The sequence below is a fragment of the Streptococcus sanguinis genome (assembly GCF_050223295.1).
GTDB lineage: Bacteria > Bacillota > Bacilli > Lactobacillales > Streptococcaceae > Streptococcus > Streptococcus sanguinis_X.
Window position 1 is genome coordinate 782,911 of sequence record NZ_CP071424.1, and the last position, 14,456, is coordinate 797,366.

Annotated in this window: 16 protein-coding genes; all 16 read left to right on the forward strand. The window is 45.6% G+C overall.

Going from position 1 to position 14,456, the window contains the following annotated elements; all coding sequences use genetic code 11:
* The first annotated feature begins 47 nt into the window (after window positions 1-47).
* The 16 genes from J1C77_RS04030 (at window position 48) to J1C77_RS04105 (ending at window position 14,456) form a co-directional block, all read left to right on the forward strand.
* The gene (locus tag J1C77_RS04030; RefSeq protein WP_002921776.1) at window positions 48-2,444 is read left to right on the forward strand and encodes a glycogen/starch/alpha-glucan phosphorylase; all 2,397 of its coding nucleotides are present in this window, start codon (window positions 48-50) and stop codon (window positions 2,442-2,444) included.
* 142 nt (window positions 2,445-2,586) lie between these two features.
* Entirely contained in the window at window positions 2,587-3,087 is a 501-nt protein-coding gene (locus J1C77_RS04035; RefSeq protein ID WP_002921775.1) for a phosphatase PAP2 family protein, read from the forward strand.
* A 125-nt stretch (window positions 3,088-3,212) separates the two neighbouring features.
* Window positions 3,213-4,154, forward strand: a complete 942-nt coding sequence (gene manA, locus J1C77_RS04040; RefSeq protein ID WP_002921773.1) for a mannose-6-phosphate isomerase, class I — start codon at window positions 3,213-3,215, stop codon at window positions 4,152-4,154.
* 264 nt (window positions 4,155-4,418) lie between these two features.
* Window positions 4,419-4,619: a F0F1 ATP synthase subunit C gene (locus tag J1C77_RS04045; RefSeq protein WP_002896005.1), complete on the forward strand. Its 201-nt coding sequence runs from the start codon at window positions 4,419-4,421 to the stop codon at window positions 4,617-4,619.
* A 35-nt stretch (window positions 4,620-4,654) separates the two neighbouring features.
* Window positions 4,655-5,371, forward strand: a complete 717-nt coding sequence (gene atpB / locus J1C77_RS04050) for a F0F1 ATP synthase subunit A (RefSeq protein WP_002896002.1) — start codon at window positions 4,655-4,657, stop codon at window positions 5,369-5,371.
* Window positions 5,372-5,389: 18 nt separating this feature from the next.
* Entirely contained in the window at window positions 5,390-5,884 is a 495-nt protein-coding gene (atpF, locus tag J1C77_RS04055; RefSeq protein WP_002921770.1) for a F0F1 ATP synthase subunit B, read from the forward strand.
* On the forward strand, window positions 5,884-6,420 hold the full coding sequence (locus J1C77_RS04060; protein ID WP_002921768.1) for a F0F1 ATP synthase subunit delta: 537 nt from the start codon (window positions 5,884-5,886) through the stop codon (window positions 6,418-6,420). The genes atpF and J1C77_RS04060 overlap by 1 nt, the downstream gene beginning before the upstream one ends.
* Window positions 6,421-6,435: 15 nt before the next feature.
* On the forward strand, window positions 6,436-7,941 hold the full coding sequence (gene atpA, locus J1C77_RS04065; protein WP_002904152.1) for a F0F1 ATP synthase subunit alpha: 1,506 nt from the start codon (window positions 6,436-6,438) through the stop codon (window positions 7,939-7,941).
* A gap of 15 nt (window positions 7,942-7,956) precedes the next feature.
* Window positions 7,957-8,838 (forward strand): F0F1 ATP synthase subunit gamma, encoded by an 882-nt coding sequence (locus J1C77_RS04070; RefSeq protein ID WP_002895995.1) that lies wholly within the window; start codon window positions 7,957-7,959, stop codon window positions 8,836-8,838.
* Between the two features lie 38 nt (window positions 8,839-8,876).
* Complete coding sequence (atpD, locus tag J1C77_RS04075) at window positions 8,877-10,283, forward strand: F0F1 ATP synthase subunit beta (protein WP_002895993.1); 1,407 nt, start codon at window positions 8,877-8,879, stop codon at window positions 10,281-10,283.
* A gap of 10 nt (window positions 10,284-10,293) precedes the next feature.
* Window positions 10,294-10,713, forward strand: coding sequence for a F0F1 ATP synthase subunit epsilon (locus tag J1C77_RS04080; protein ID WP_002921766.1), 420 nt, complete (start codon window positions 10,294-10,296; stop codon window positions 10,711-10,713).
* A gap of 174 nt (window positions 10,714-10,887) precedes the next feature.
* Complete coding sequence (locus tag J1C77_RS04085) at window positions 10,888-11,118, forward strand: DUF1146 family protein (protein ID WP_002895990.1); 231 nt, start codon at window positions 10,888-10,890, stop codon at window positions 11,116-11,118.
* Window positions 11,119-11,185: 67 nt separating this feature from the next.
* A complete protein-coding gene (murA, locus tag J1C77_RS04090) occupies window positions 11,186-12,466 on the forward strand; it encodes a UDP-N-acetylglucosamine 1-carboxyvinyltransferase (RefSeq protein ID WP_002921764.1) in 1,281 nt (426 codons plus the stop codon).
* Entirely contained in the window at window positions 12,459-12,641 is a 183-nt protein-coding gene (locus J1C77_RS04095; protein WP_002917490.1) for a DNA-directed RNA polymerase subunit beta, read from the forward strand. Before murA ends, J1C77_RS04095 begins: the two co-directional genes overlap by 8 nt.
* 58 nt (window positions 12,642-12,699) lie before the next feature.
* Window positions 12,700-13,560 carry a DNA/RNA non-specific endonuclease gene (locus J1C77_RS04100; protein ID WP_002921762.1) on the forward strand — a complete coding sequence of 287 codons (861 nt, stop codon included), beginning with the start codon at window positions 12,700-12,702 and terminating at the stop codon, window positions 13,558-13,560.
* Window positions 13,561-13,736: 176 nt separating this feature from the next.
* Entirely contained in the window at window positions 13,737-14,456 is a 720-nt protein-coding gene (locus J1C77_RS04105; RefSeq protein ID WP_042762941.1) for a matrixin family metalloprotease, read from the forward strand.

The window sequence follows — 14,456 nt, forward strand, 5'->3', positions numbered from 1 at the left end:
GTTTAAATCTGCTTCCCGCTATTAAGAAAGGGAGATAACCATCCACTATGGAACTAACAAAAGAACGTTTTATTCGAGATTTTAAGGATATTCTACATGAAAGACAGCTGATTAAGGTTGCTGATGCGACTTCAGTGGAGCTCTTTCAGGCTTTGGCCAGCACTGTCCGCAAGTATATCACGCCCCTATGGCTGGAGCGTCGCAATCAGTTGATTGAGCAGCAGCAAAAGACAGCTTATTACTTTTCTATCGAGTTTCTTCCAGGACGCATGCTGGAAACCAATCTGCTCAACTTAGGTATCCTCGATACGGTCAAGGAAGGCTTTGCTGATTTGAGCGTTGACTTTGAGGATGTTAAGAATGCTGAGTATGATATGGCCTTGGGAAATGGCGGTCTGGGCCGCTTGGCGGCTGCCTTCATGGACTCGCTGGCAACCACTGGCTATCCAGGATTTGGAAATGGGATTCGCTATCGCTATGGACTCTTTAAGCAACGCATCGTAGATGGCTATCAGGTAGAAATTCCTGATGCTTGGTTTGGCAGTCTGGGCAATGTCTGGGAGACCCGTAAGGACCATGATATTGTTGATGTTAAAATCTTCGGAAATGTTTCCCTCCATGCCAATGAAAAAGGCCGGATTGTGCCTCTTTATGAGAATTCCAAAACTTTGCGGGCCGTTCCTTACGATGTGCCGCAGATTGGCTTTGGCAATGACAATGTCAACAATCTCCGGCTTTGGGATGTTGAAATTCCAGAAGAGCATGAACTGGACTATCCGACCATTGAGGCTCGTCGCCGGGTGCAAGATATCACTGCCATTCTCTATCCAGACGACTCTAGCTACGAAGGAAAAGAGCTGCGCCTGATCCAGGAATACTTCATGACCAGCGCAGGTCTGCAGACCATTATCAAATCCTACCTCAAGCAGGGTCGTCCGCTCAAAGATATTCATGAGAAGGTCTCTGTCCATATTAACGATACTCACCCAGCTGTTGCACCGGCTGAGTTTATGCGTCTCTTGGTGGATGAGTACGACCTGGAATGGGCAGATGCTTGGAATGCTACGGTTAAAACCATGAGCTATACCAACCATACCATTCTGTCTGAGGCCTTAGAAAAATGGGATGCAGAGCTTTTTAAGAATGTCCTGCCGCGGGTTTATCAGATTATCCTAGAAATCGACAACCGCTATGTAGCTGAAATGGCTGGGCGTGGCCTTGATCCGCAAGTCATCGAAAACACTCGAATCGTCAAGGACAATCAAATCCACATGGCTCACTTGGCTATCATCGGTGGTCATTCAATCAATGGTGTTGCCAAACTCCACACCGAACTGCTCAAAGAAGACACCTTGCGTGATTTCTACAGCATTTACCCAGAGAAGTTTAACAACAAGACCAATGGCATTATCCAGCGCCGCTGGCTGCAGATTGCGGATGAGCCTCTGTCAGCTGAGATTGATAAACTAATTGGTAAGGGCTGGAGAAGTGATATCCATGAGCTGCGTAAGCTTTTGGAATTCAAGGATGATCCGCAAGTGCTGGGCGATTTTTATCGAGTGAAGCAGGAAGCCAAGGCTCGTCTGGCTGACTTCATCAAGGAATCAACAGGAGTAGAAGTTTCTACAGAAGCCATCTTTGATGTGCAGGTGAAACGCCTCCACGCCTACAAGCGTCAGCTACTCAACCTGCTTCATATCATCAAGCTCTACTGGGACCTCAAGGACAATCCTGACAAGGATATGGTACCGCGCGTCTTTATCTTCGGTGCCAAGGCTGCTCCTGGCTACCACTTTGCTAAGTCGGTTATCAAGCTGATTAATGAAGTAGCCAATCTGGTCAACAAGGATGAAAGCCTGCAAGGCAAACTCAAGGTTGTCTTCTTGGAAAACTACCGCGTCAGCCTGGCTGAGCTCATCATTCCTGCGGCAGATGTATCCGAGCAGATTTCTCTGGCTTCCAAGGAAGCATCTGGTACTTCCAACATGAAGTTCATGATGACAGGTGCCATTACCTTGGCTACTCTGGATGGAGCCAATATCGAAATTAAGGACGAGGTCGGTGACGACAACATTGTTATTTTCGGGATGGACAAGGACCAAGTTTACGAGCACTATGCCCGCCATGATTATTACTCACGAGGTGTCTATGAAAGCAATCCAGATATTCGCCGAGTGGTCGACACCTTTGTCAACGGCACCATTCCAAATGTTCGTGAAGAAGGCTCTGAAATCTACGAAGCCCTCATCACCCACAATGACGAATACTTCCTCTTGGAAGACTTCCACTCCTATGTAGAAGCTCAAGAGAAGATTGATGCTCTCTATCGTGACAAAGAAAAATGGGCCCGCATGAGCTTGATTAATATCGCTACATCTGATAAGTTTACCTCAGATGATACCATTGAGCAATATGCCAAGGAAATCTGGAACTTGGAGAAATAATACTCCTGAGAAAACATGAATAATAAGAGATTGGGTCTTGGGTCTCAGTCTCTTTTGCTATCTATCTACCATCTTGTCTAGAAATATGCTATAGTAGAGAAAGTATGAGAGTCCAACTTTTAGAAAAGCAGGGTAAGCAAGCATGAAAGACTACACGATTTTTTATCAACAATTAACAGCTCCCTTTCGTAGCCGCCCTCAATGGCTGAAAGGGTTGGTTTACTTCAATCGGGGAATGACCCTCTTCATACCTATCGTTTATGGTCTCGTTCTAATCAGTGCCTTTCTGACGGAAGGCTGGAAAGGGTTGCTTACTTTTTTCTTCTTACCAGCTATCGGATTTGGTCTGCTGTCGGCTATTCGTAAACGGCTGAATCAAGCACGCCCTTACGAGAAATGGGCTATTCAACCCTTGCTGACCAAGGATACATCAGGCAAGTCCATGCCCAGTCGCCATGTCTTTTCGGCGACAGTGATTTCCATGTGCTTGCTCTACTTTTTCTGGATGCCGGGGCTTATCTGCCTCTTACTTTCAGCAGGACTTGCCGCAGTGCGCGTGATTGGCGGAGTGCACTATCCAAAGGATGTGCTTGTAGGCTATCTTTGCGGAATTTGCTGGGGAGCTTTACTTTTTTTATTATAAAGGACCTGTTTTCGGAAGAGAGTAGACAAAGGACCTCCAGCTATATTATAATAGAAGCAGTAACAACCGTTTCGACACCAAGGGTTATTCCTTGCTGGATGTAAAAAATATTTAAGGAGTCTACTATGTCAGAACCATTATTTCTACAGTCTGTGATGCAGGAGAAGATTTGGGGTGGGACCAAGCTGCGCGATGTCTTTGGCTATGAGATTCCCAGCGACCATGTAGGAGAATACTGGGCTATCTCGGCTCATCCTAATGGTGTGTCAACCATCAAGAACGGACGCTTTGCAGGCCAGAAGTTAGATGCGCTTTATGCCGAGCACCGTGAGCTTTTTGGCAATCGTCCGGAACCTGTCTTTCCACTTTTGACCAAGATTTTAGATGCCAATGACTGGCTTAGTGTTCAGGTCCATCCTGATGATGCCTATGGACTAGAGCACGAAGGGGAGCTTGGTAAGACTGAATGCTGGTATGTCATTGCTGCAGATGAAGGAGCTGAGATTATTTATGGTCACAATGCCAAGAGCAAGGAAGAGCTGCGCCAGCAGATTGAGAGCAAGGACTGGGACCATCTCCTGACCAAAATCCCAGTCAAGGCTGGTGACTTCTTCTATGTACCAAGTGGCACCATGCATGCCATTGGCTCGGGGATTCTGATTTTAGAAACTCAGCAGTCCAGTGACACAACCTACCGTGTCTATGACTTTGATCGTAAGGATGATGCTGGCAATCTTCGTGAACTACATTTGGAGCAGTCGATTGATGTTTTAACTATCGGTGAGCCAGCCAATAGCCGTCCTGTTACCATTCAGGCAGATAGTTTGACTTCTACTCTTTTGGTGGCCAATGACTTCTTTGCTGTTTACAAGTGGGATATTGCCGGTTCAGTCAATTTTAAAAAGACAGCAGACTATAGCTTGGTCAGTGTCTTGGAAGGTGTCGGTGAGCTAGAAGTTGGTGGGGCAGTTTATCCTCTTGAAAAAGGGGAGCATTTCATCCTGCCTAACGATGTCACAGAATGGACCTTGTCTGGAGATATGCAGTTGATTGTTAGCCATCCATAATCATAGAAAAATCAAGAGCAAATAATCACTTTGCTCTTTTTTCTTTAAAAAACATATGAAATAAGTGAAATTTTAATCACTTTCTTCTTATTTATATAGCAGAATAGTTTGTATATCAATAATAATTCAATTGTTTTGACAGGAAAATTTATAAATCAAAAGAATAAAACAAAAAACGCTTACAATGGTGGCAAAAGATTGACTATTCGATATTTTAGGAGTAAACTAAGGAAGTAAATTTTAAAATATAAAGGAGAAGTCATCATGAATTTAACATATTTAGGACTTTGTTTGGCCTGCTTAGGCGTATCAATTGCTGAAGGTATGATTATGAGTAATCTATTTAAGGCAGCAGCTCGTCAGCCAGAAATTATCGGTCAATTGCGAAGCCTCCTAATCTTGGGAGTAGCCTTTGTTGAAGGTACTTTCTTTGTAACGCTGGCTATGTCCTTTGTTATCAAATAAGAAAGGATTCTCTTTAGAAAAGGGGGTGTCATCTGTTGGAAGAAAGTATCAATCCAACTATCAATATAGGTCCTGTGACCTTTGATTTGACCCTGCTGGCCATGACTCTGCTGACGGTGTTTGTAACTTTTGGACTTGTTTATTGGGCAAGTCGAAAGATGACGATTAAGCCGTCAAGAAAGCAGAATGCTTTGGAATATATCTATGACTTTGTCATAGATTTTACCAAGGGAAACGTTGGCGAGCATTATATGAAGAATTACTCGCTTTTTCTATTCTCCCTCTTTCTTTTCGTAGCTGTGGCGAATAACTTGGGATTAATGGCTAAGGTCCAGACAACCAATGGTTTTAATCTTTGGACATCGCCGACAGCCAATCTCGCTTTTGACTTGGGCTTCTCTCTTTTAGTGACGGTATTCTGTCATGTAGAAGGAATCCGTCGTCAAGGTATAAAAGGATATCTAAAAGGTTTTGTGACTCCAGGTATCATGACACCCATGAATATCTTGGAAGAATTTACCAATTTTGCTTCGCTAGCCTTGCGGATTTATGGGAATATTTTTGCAGGTGAAGTATTGGCTGGTTTGCTCTTGACTTGGGCACATCAAGCAGCGTATTGGTATCCGATTGCCTTTATTATGAACATGGTTTGGACTGGTTTTTCCATCTTTATTTCCTGTATCCAAGCCTATGTTTTTACCATGCTAACATCTATGTATCTTGGTAAAAAGATTAATGGTGAGGTAGAATAAAAAGAAAGGATAGATAAAATGAATATAACCGTAGGTGAAATTATTGGCAACTTTATCTTGATTGCCGGCTCCTTTCTTCTTTTAGTATTTCTCATTAAGAAGTTTGCTTGGGGCAATATTATCGGGATTTTAGACCAGCGTGCTCAAAAGATTTCAGACGATATTGATGGAGCAGAATCTGCTCGCAAAAAGGCAGAAGATTTAGCGCAAAAGCGTGAAGAAGCCTTGGCAGGCAGTCGGGTCGAAGCAGTTTCTATCGTTGAGACTGCTAAAGAGACAGCTGAGAAGAATAAGGCTGGAATCCTAGCTAATGCAGCAGAAGAAGCAGGGCGTTTGAAAGCTAAAGCCAATCAGGAAATTGCCCAAAATAAGGCAGAGGCTATGAGCAGCATCAAAGGAGAAGTAGCTGACTTGACAGTGACTCTGGCTAGTAAGATTTTGAGCCAGGAACTGGATAAGGAAGCTCAAAGCGAGCTCATCGACCGCTATATCAAACAGTTAGGAGATGCCTGATGGATAAGAAGCAATATGCAATCATTGAGAAATATGTTTTGCCTTTTGTTCAGACGGTCTTTGAAAAAGGTCAGCAAGAAGATGTTTTTGAAAAACTGAGTCAGATTAAGGCTGTTTTCGCGGAGACCGGCCTTGCTGACTTTTTGTCACATATCGGCATCAGTGACCACGAGAAAGAAAAGAGTCTGCGGCTCTTTCAAAACTCAGGCTCCCAGCTGCTTGATAATCTGATTGAAATCGTCATTCTCAATCATCGTGAGGACCTCTTTTATGAGATTGTGCTGGAGAGTCAGCACCAGCTTGAAAAGATCAGCAATGAGTTTGAGGTGACGCTGCGCTCTGTTCAGCCTTTGACAGCCAGTCAGAAGGAAAAGATTCGACCGATTATTGAGCAGAAGATGGGCCTAAAAGTCCGCTCGCTCAAGGAAGAATTGGACAGCAGCTTGATTGGCGGCTTTGTCATCTCTGCCAATAACAAAACAATTGATGCAAGCATAAAACGTCAATTGCAAGTCGTAAAAGAAAAATTGAAATAGAAAGTGGTGTGAATTTTGGCGATTAACGCACAAGAAATCAGCGCTTTAATTAAGCAACAAATTGAAAATTTCCAGCCAAATTTTGACGTCACGGAAACAGGGGTCGTCACTTATATTGGTGATGGAATCGCGCGTGCTCATGGTCTGGATAAGGCTATGAGCGGAGAGTTGTTAATCTTTGAAAATGGCTCTTATGGTATGGCGCAAAATCTAGAGTCGACCGATGTTGGGATTATCATCTTGGGAGACTTTACAGACATTCGTGAGGGAGATACCATCCGCCGGACTGGTAAAATCATGGAAGTTCCTGTGGGAGAGGCCTTGATTGGACGGGTTGTTGATCCGCTGGGTCGTCCTGTTGATGGACTTGGTGACATTGTCACGGACAAGACACGTCCGGTTGAAACACCGGCTCCGGGTGTCATGCAGCGTAAGTCAGTATCTGAGCCTTTGCAGACAGGTCTCAAGGCTATTGATGCCTTGGTTCCGATTGGCCGCGGCCAGCGGGAGCTGATTATCGGGGACCGTCAGACTGGGAAGACGACCATTGCCATTGATGCCATCCTGAACCAGAAAGGTCAGGATATGATTTGTATCTATGTGGCGATTGGTCAGAAAGAATCTACAGTCCGTACACAGGTAGAAACGTTGCGTCAGTATGGTGCTTTAGACTATACGATTGTCGTGACAGCCTCTGCTTCACAGCCGTCGCCTTTGCTCTTCCTAGCGCCTTATGCTGGTGTAGCGATGGCAGAAGAGTTCATGTATAATGGCAAGCATGTTTTGATTGTCTATGATGACTTGTCTAAGCAGGCTGTAGCCTACCGTGAATTGTCCCTCTTGCTCCGTCGTCCGCCAGGCCGTGAGGCCTTTCCAGGGGATGTTTTCTATCTGCATAGCCGTCTCTTGGAGCGTTCAGCCAAGGTTTCTGATGAGCTAGGCGGTGGTTCGATTACAGCTCTGCCATTTATTGAAACGCAGGCAGGAGACATTTCGGCTTATATCGCGACCAACGTGATTTCAATCACTGATGGACAAATTTTCCTCAGCGACAGCCTGTTCAATGCTGGGGTACGTCCGGCCATTGACGCAGGTTCTTCTGTATCACGGGTTGGGGGCTCTGCCCAAATCAAGGCTATGAAGAAAGTAGCTGGAACCCTGCGTATTGACCTGGCTTCTTATCGGGAGCTTGAGGCCTTTACTAAGTTTGGTAGTGATTTGGATGCGGCAACGCAGGCCAAGCTCAATCGTGGTCGTAGGACTGTAGAAGTCTTAAAGCAGCCGATTCATGAGCCGCTGCCGGTTGAAAAGCAGGTCGTGATTCTCTATGCTTTGACCCATGGTTTCTTAGACAGTGTGCCGGTAGATGATATTTTGCGCTTTGAGTCAGAATTATTCGCCTACTTTGATGCACATAAAGAAAGCATTTATGAAACCATTCGGACAACGAAAGACCTTCCAAGTGAGGAAGTCTTGGATGCTGCCATTACTGAGTTTATTGACCAGTCTAGCTTCAAATAAGAATCGAGGTGTCAGATGGCAGTTTCATTAAATGATATTAAAAATAAAATTGCATCCACGAAAAACACCAGTCAAATCACCAATGCCATGCAGATGGTTTCTGCTGCTAAGCTGGGAAAGTCTGAGGAAGCAGCTAAGAACTTTCAGGTCTATGCCCAGAAAGTGCGTAAGTTAGTTACGGATATGCTGCATGGCCACGAGGCAGAAAATGCCCGTCATCACTCGATGTTAATCAGTCGGCCAGTTAAGAAATCAGCCTATATCGTCATTACTTCTGACCGCGGGCTGGTAGGTGGCTACAACGCGACTATCCTTAAGGCTTTGATGGAGCTGAAAGCTGAGTACCATCCGACTGGAGAGGACTTTGAAGTAATTTGTATCGGAAGTGTCGGTGCTGATTTCTTCCGAGCTCGGGGCATTCAGCCGGTTTATGAGCTACGAGGTCTAGCCGATCAGCCTAGCTTTGATGAGGTTCGTAAAATCATTAGCAAAACCATTGAGATGTATCAGAATGAACTCTTTGATGAGCTCTATGTCTGCTATAACCACCATGTCAACAGTCTGACCAGTCAGATGCGGGTGGAGCAGATGCTGCCAATTATTGACTTGGACCCCAATGAAGCTGATGAAGATTATACGCTGAATCTGGAACTGGAGTCCAGTCGGGATTCTATCTTGGACCAACTGCTGCCCCAGTTTGCAGAGAGCATGATTTACGGTGCTATTATTGATGCCAAGACGGCTGAGAATGCTGCCGGCATGACTGCTATGCAGACAGCGACAGACAATGCTAAAAAGGTCATCAGTGATTTGACTATTCAGTACAACCGCGCTCGGCAGGCTGCCATTACGCAGGAAATTACTGAAATCGTGGCGGGTGCAAGTGCCCTAGAATAAGGCCACAAATGAATTAGAAATTAAACGAGGGAAAAAACATGAGCTCAGGCAAAATTGCTCAGGTTATCGGGCCGGTCGTAGACGTTGCGTTTGCTGCCGGAGACAAACTACCTGAGATAAATAATGCACTTGTAGTCTATAAAAATGATGAGAAAAAATCAAAAATCGTCCTTGAAGTAGCTCTTGAGCTTGGTGACGGTGTGGTGCGGACCATTGCCATGGAGTCGACCGATGGTTTGACACGTGGTTTAGAGGTCTTGGATACTGGTCGTCCGATTTCTGTGCCAGTTGGCAAGGAAACTCTGGGGCGGGTGTTCAATGTCCTAGGAGACACTATTGACTTGGATGCGCCTTTTGCAGAAGATGCAGAGCGCCAGCCGATTCATAAAAAGGCACCGACCTTTGATGAACTATCAACTTCATCAGAAATCCTGGAAACAGGGATCAAGGTTATCGACCTTCTGGCACCTTATCTGAAAGGTGGGAAAGTTGGCCTCTTTGGTGGTGCCGGAGTAGGGAAGACTGTCCTGATTCAGGAATTGATTCACAACATTGCCCAAGAGCACGGTGGGATTTCTGTCTTTACAGGTGTTGGTGAACGGACGCGTGAAGGGAATGACCTCTACTGGGAAATGAAAGAGTCTGGCGTTATCGAAAAGACCGCCATGGTCTTCGGTCAGATGAATGAACCGCCAGGAGCTCGGATGCGGGTTGCTCTTACAGGACTGACTATCGCCGAATATTTCCGTGATGTGGAAGGTCAGGATGTGTTGCTCTTTATTGACAACATTTTCCGCTTTACTCAGGCTGGTTCGGAAGTGTCTGCCCTTTTGGGCCGCATGCCGTCAGCCGTTGGTTACCAACCAACACTTGCGACAGAAATGGGACAGTTACAAGAACGTATTACCTCAACTAAGAAAGGTTCCGTTACTTCCATCCAGGCTATCTATGTGCCAGCGGATGACTATACTGACCCTGCGCCAGCGACAGCTTTTGCTCACTTGGACTCTACAACCAACCTAGAACGGAAATTGGTTCAGCTGGGGATTTATCCAGCCGTGGATCCATTGGCATCCAGCTCGCGTGCCCTTTCGCCTGAGATTGTCGGAGAAGAGCACTATGCAGTAGCTGCAGAGGTCAAGCGGGTTCTGCAACGTTATCATGAATTGCAGGATATCATTGCTATCCTTGGTATGGATGAGTTGTCAGATGATGAGAAGACTTTGGTTGCGCGTGCGCGGCGGATTCAGTTCTTCCTGTCACAGAACTTCAATGTGGCAGAGCAGTTTACCGGTCAGCCAGGCTCTTATGTACCAGTAGCTGAAACGGTTCGTGGTTTCAAAGAAATCCTTGAAGGTAAGCACGATAAGCTGCCAGAAGACGCCTTCCGTGGTGTGGGCTCTATCGAGGATGTATTGGCCAAGGCTGAGAAAATGGGATTCTAAGAGGTGAATAATGGCTCAAATGACAGTACAAATCGTGACACCGGATGGTCTTATTTATGATCACCATGCTGCATTTGTTTCCGTAAAGACCATTGATGGTGAGCTGGGGATTTTGCCCCGCCACATCAATACCATCGCTGTTTTAGAAGTGGATCAGGTTAAGGTGCGCCGGGTTGATGATGACAAGCATATCGACTGGATTGCGGTTAATGGCGGAATCATTGAAATTGCAGATAATGTCATTACCATTGTGGCAGACTCAGCTGAGCGTGAGCGAGATATCGACATTAGTCGGGCTGAGCGAGCTAAGCTCCGAGCTGAGCAAGAAATCGAAGAAGCACATGATAAGCATTTGATTGACCAAGAACGCCGGGCTAAGATCGCCCTGCAGCGGGCAATCAACCGAATCAATGTCGGAACAAGATTATAAGAAGCTATTTTGCCTAGATTGATGGAAGTCATTAATCATTTGGTAAGATGCTTTCATGAATACAAACTGAATACGCAAAACTGAGGCAGATTTGTCTCAGTTTTCTTTTCCAAAGAAAAAGGGAAGGACTGTTTAGTTCGTCCTTGACTGGAGTCTTGTGGTATAATAAAAGTTATGGTAGAAGTTGTTTTTAAATTATGCAGTCATTTGCTCTTTATTTTCTTTGCCTTTCATCTGCTGTCAACGGTTGTTGAGTGGGAGAGGTTTTTCAAGGTTAATGCCGATAATGCGATGAAGATTCGCTTTTTGATTCTCTTGTTCAGTATTGCCTTGGGCTATTTAGTCAGCCTTTTCTTCATTGGTATTTACGATATGAGCCGGGCGATTTTTAATGGTACTTTATAAGGTCATATTTTTGATTTTATGGTATGATAGTATGGATGATTTTAAAAATTTAGAGTAAGGAATCGGTATGGAAAAAATTATTATTCAAGGTGGAGATAATCGCTTGGTCGGAAAGGTCAAGATTGAAGGAGCAAAAAATGCGGTGCTGCCTCTCTTGGCAGCGACAGTCTTGGCTAGTGAGGGCCAGTCTGTGCTGAAAAATGTTCCGGTCTTGTCTGATGTCTTTACCATGAACAATGTGGTCCGCGGTTTAAACACTCAGGTGGATTTTAATCAGGAAGAAAATACAGTTGTTGTGGATGCCACCCAGCCCTTGTCTGAGGAGGCGCCTTACAAATACGTCAGCAAAATGCGGGCGTCTATCGTTGTTTTGGGGCCAGTTCTAGCTCGTAATGGTCATGCTAAGGTTTCCATGCCAGGCGGCTGTACGATTGGTAGCCGGCCTATTGACTTGCACCTGAAGGGCTTAGAAGCAATGGGCGCTCAGATTACCCAGACAGCGGGTTATATCGAAGCGAAGGCAGATCGGCTCAAGGGTGCTCACATTTACATGGACTTTCCTAGTGTGGGAGCAACTCAGAATATCATGATGGCTGCAACGCTGGCCCAAGGCACAACAGTGATTGAAAATGCTGCTCGGGAGCCTGAAATCGTTGATCTAGCCCTATTTTTGAATGAAATGGGAGCCAAGGTCAGAGGAGCGGGTACAGAGACTCTGACGATTGTCGGAGTGGATCAGCTGCGCGGGGCCAAGCATAATGTGGTTCAAGACCGTATCGAAGCAGGAACTTTTATGGTTGCTGCAGCTATGACCAGCGGTGACTTGCTGATTGAGGATGCCATTTGGGAGCACAACCGTCCCCTGCTTTCCAAAATGCAGGAAATGGGAGTGGAAGTGACAGAGGAAGATGAAGGGATTCGGATTCGTTCCGATGTTTCGAAACTTAGACCGGTTGCGGTCAAGACCCTTCCTTATCCAGGCTTCCCAACGGACATGCAGGCTCAGTTTACGGCGCTCATGGCCATGGCCAAGGGCGAGTCTACGATGATTGAGACTGTCTTTGAGAACCGCTTCCAGCATCTGGAGGAAATGCGTCGGATGAGGCTGCACTCTGATATCATGCGTGATACAGCTCGTATCTGGGGCGGTGGCAGTCTTCAGGGAGCTGAAGTCATGTCAACTGACCTTCGGGCTAGTGCGACTTTGATTCTGATGGGCTTGATTGCCGAAGGCGAGACTAAGGTCAGCAAGCTAGTACACTTAGACCGAGGCTACTATAAATTCCATGAGAAATTGGCAGCCTTGGGAGCCAAAGTGAAGCGTGTAAAGGAAGAAGACGATGAGTGAAAATCTTAAATATTTAGGCCGGCAGATTGGCCTTGTTTTACTGGTTCTCTTGGTAGCTGTGATTCTCTTTTTCGTGGCTTTGATGATTGGCTATAATGTTATCGGAAACGGTAAGGGCTCTATCTGGTCACCAGAAACCTGGCAAGAATTAATCGGGAAGTTTACTGGAAACTAGCTCCTAGTTGAAAAGATTGGCTGAAATGAATCCAGTTTGCTAAGTTGAAAGAAAGAAGATGAAAAGAAAGACTAGTCAGAAAAGGAATTCTAAGAGCCTGCAAGGCTGGGCTGGGCTGACTCTGGCCTTGATTTTAGCTCTGGCTGGCTATTTCTGGGGACAGGATGGTCAGCAGCCACTTCAGAGTCCAAATTCAGAAATCAGGGTTGGGCAAGTCCAAGATCAGGGCACTCCTAGTCGGGAACTGGCTGAGAGCGTTCTGACGGATGCTGTCCGAGCTCAGCTCAAAGGCAGCATTGAATGGAACGGAGCTGGTGCCTTTATCGTGAATGGGAATAAGACGGACTTGGATGCGGGGATTTCTAGTAAACCCTACGCTGACAATAAGACCAAGCTTGTTCAAGGGCAAACTCTTCCGACAGTGGCGAATGCCTTTTTATCCAAGTCTACCCGCCAGTACAAAAAACGGGAAGAAACTGGAAATGCCAACACTTCATGGGTACCGGCAGGCTGGCATCAACTCAAGAACCTCCCTGGTGAGTACAACCACGCTGTGGACCGAGGACATCTCTTGGCCTATTCGCTGATAGGTGGTTTGAAGGGCTTTGATGCCTCCACCAGCAATCCTGCTAATATCGCTGTGCAGACGGCCTGGTCCAACCAAGCCAATGAAGCAGACTCGACAGGGCAGAATTACTACGAGACAAAGATCCGTAAGGCCCTTGATAAGAACAAGCGGGTGCGCTACCGGGTAACCTTGATTTACGCCACGGAGACGGATTTAGTACCGGTTGGGTCACATTTAGAGGCCAAGTCCAGCGATGGCAGTTTGGAATTTAATGTCTTTATCCCAAATGTGCAAAAAGGGATTCGCCTGGACTACAATAGTGGCAAGGTCAGTCTGGATAGAGGTTCTTAATTTGATACTCAAAAATGGATTTGCAAAGAGTATTCAATAGTATGAAAAGAAATGGTTGCAGATTTGTAGTCATTTTCTTTTATACTAATAGATGAAAGAAGGCGAATTTTTCAGTCTTCTTTAAGAAAGCGGTGGTAAAATCAACGTTCTCTTACAATCTAGTAAAGGAGGTTGCGATGAGACTTATTTTTAAAAGCATCCGGTTTCTCATGCGTCTGATTGGGCGTGTAGTTTGGGGACTTGCCTGGTCCTTTGTCCTGAGCTTTATGGTTATTGTCGGAATTTTCTATTTTACCACTTCGACAAAACCGGGTACAGAGGGACTGACGCAGGCTGTTCAGACAGCTGTTGGCAGAGTGGATCAATTTTTAAATCACCAAGGCATTTCTACGGGGCTTCACAGCAGTGAGGAGACGCAGACGGATCCGCTGACAGATGAGAATGCAACAACAGGGGCTCGTTGGGATCAGCCAAGCGCTACAATTTATATCGATACAAATAATGAAACCTTCCGTTCAGCCTATAAGGAGGCTATTGATTCTTGGAATCAAACAGGTGCCTTCACCTTTCAAATCATCAATGACAAAGACAAGGCGGACATTGTTGCGACGGAGATGAACGATGGCAATGTCAGTGCAGCTGGTGAAGCTGAGTCGCAGACTAATCTCCTAACCAAGCGGTTTACCCATGTCACAGTTCGCCTTAATAGTTACTACCTGCTAGACAGTCGCTATGCTTATTCTCATGAGCGGATTGTCAATACAGCGGCGCACGAATTGGGCCATGCTATCGGATTAGACCATAATGAGGAGGAATCAGTGATGCAGTCAGCAGGCTCATTTTACAGTATCCAGCCGACAGATATCCAGGCTGTAAAAGACTTGTATCAATCGTAA

Coding starts and splice junctions, on each gene's coding strand:
- J1C77_RS04105 (WP_042762941.1), top strand. CDS start 13,737: ATGAGACTTATTTTTAAAAGCATCCGGTTTCTCATGCGTCTGATTGGG.
- J1C77_RS04095 (WP_002917490.1), top strand. CDS start 12,459: ATGAGTGAAAATCTTAAATATTTAGGCCGGCAGATTGGCCTTGTTTTA.
- J1C77_RS04030 (WP_002921776.1), top strand. CDS start 48: ATGGAACTAACAAAAGAACGTTTTATTCGAGATTTTAAGGATATTCTA.
- J1C77_RS04045 (WP_002896005.1), top strand. CDS start 4,419: ATGAATTTAACATATTTAGGACTTTGTTTGGCCTGCTTAGGCGTATCA.
- atpD (WP_002895993.1), top strand. CDS start 8,877: ATGAGCTCAGGCAAAATTGCTCAGGTTATCGGGCCGGTCGTAGACGTT.
- J1C77_RS04080 (WP_002921766.1), top strand. CDS start 10,294: ATGGCTCAAATGACAGTACAAATCGTGACACCGGATGGTCTTATTTAT.
- manA (WP_002921773.1), top strand. CDS start 3,213: ATGTCAGAACCATTATTTCTACAGTCTGTGATGCAGGAGAAGATTTGG.
- J1C77_RS04060 (WP_002921768.1), top strand. CDS start 5,884: ATGGATAAGAAGCAATATGCAATCATTGAGAAATATGTTTTGCCTTTT.
- J1C77_RS04100 (WP_002921762.1), top strand. CDS start 12,700: ATGAAAAGAAAGACTAGTCAGAAAAGGAATTCTAAGAGCCTGCAAGGC.
- J1C77_RS04085 (WP_002895990.1), top strand. CDS start 10,888: ATGGTAGAAGTTGTTTTTAAATTATGCAGTCATTTGCTCTTTATTTTC.
- murA (WP_002921764.1), top strand. CDS start 11,186: ATGGAAAAAATTATTATTCAAGGTGGAGATAATCGCTTGGTCGGAAAG.
- atpF (WP_002921770.1), top strand. CDS start 5,390: ATGAATATAACCGTAGGTGAAATTATTGGCAACTTTATCTTGATTGCC.
- J1C77_RS04035 (WP_002921775.1), top strand. CDS start 2,587: ATGAAAGACTACACGATTTTTTATCAACAATTAACAGCTCCCTTTCGT.
- J1C77_RS04070 (WP_002895995.1), top strand. CDS start 7,957: ATGGCAGTTTCATTAAATGATATTAAAAATAAAATTGCATCCACGAAA.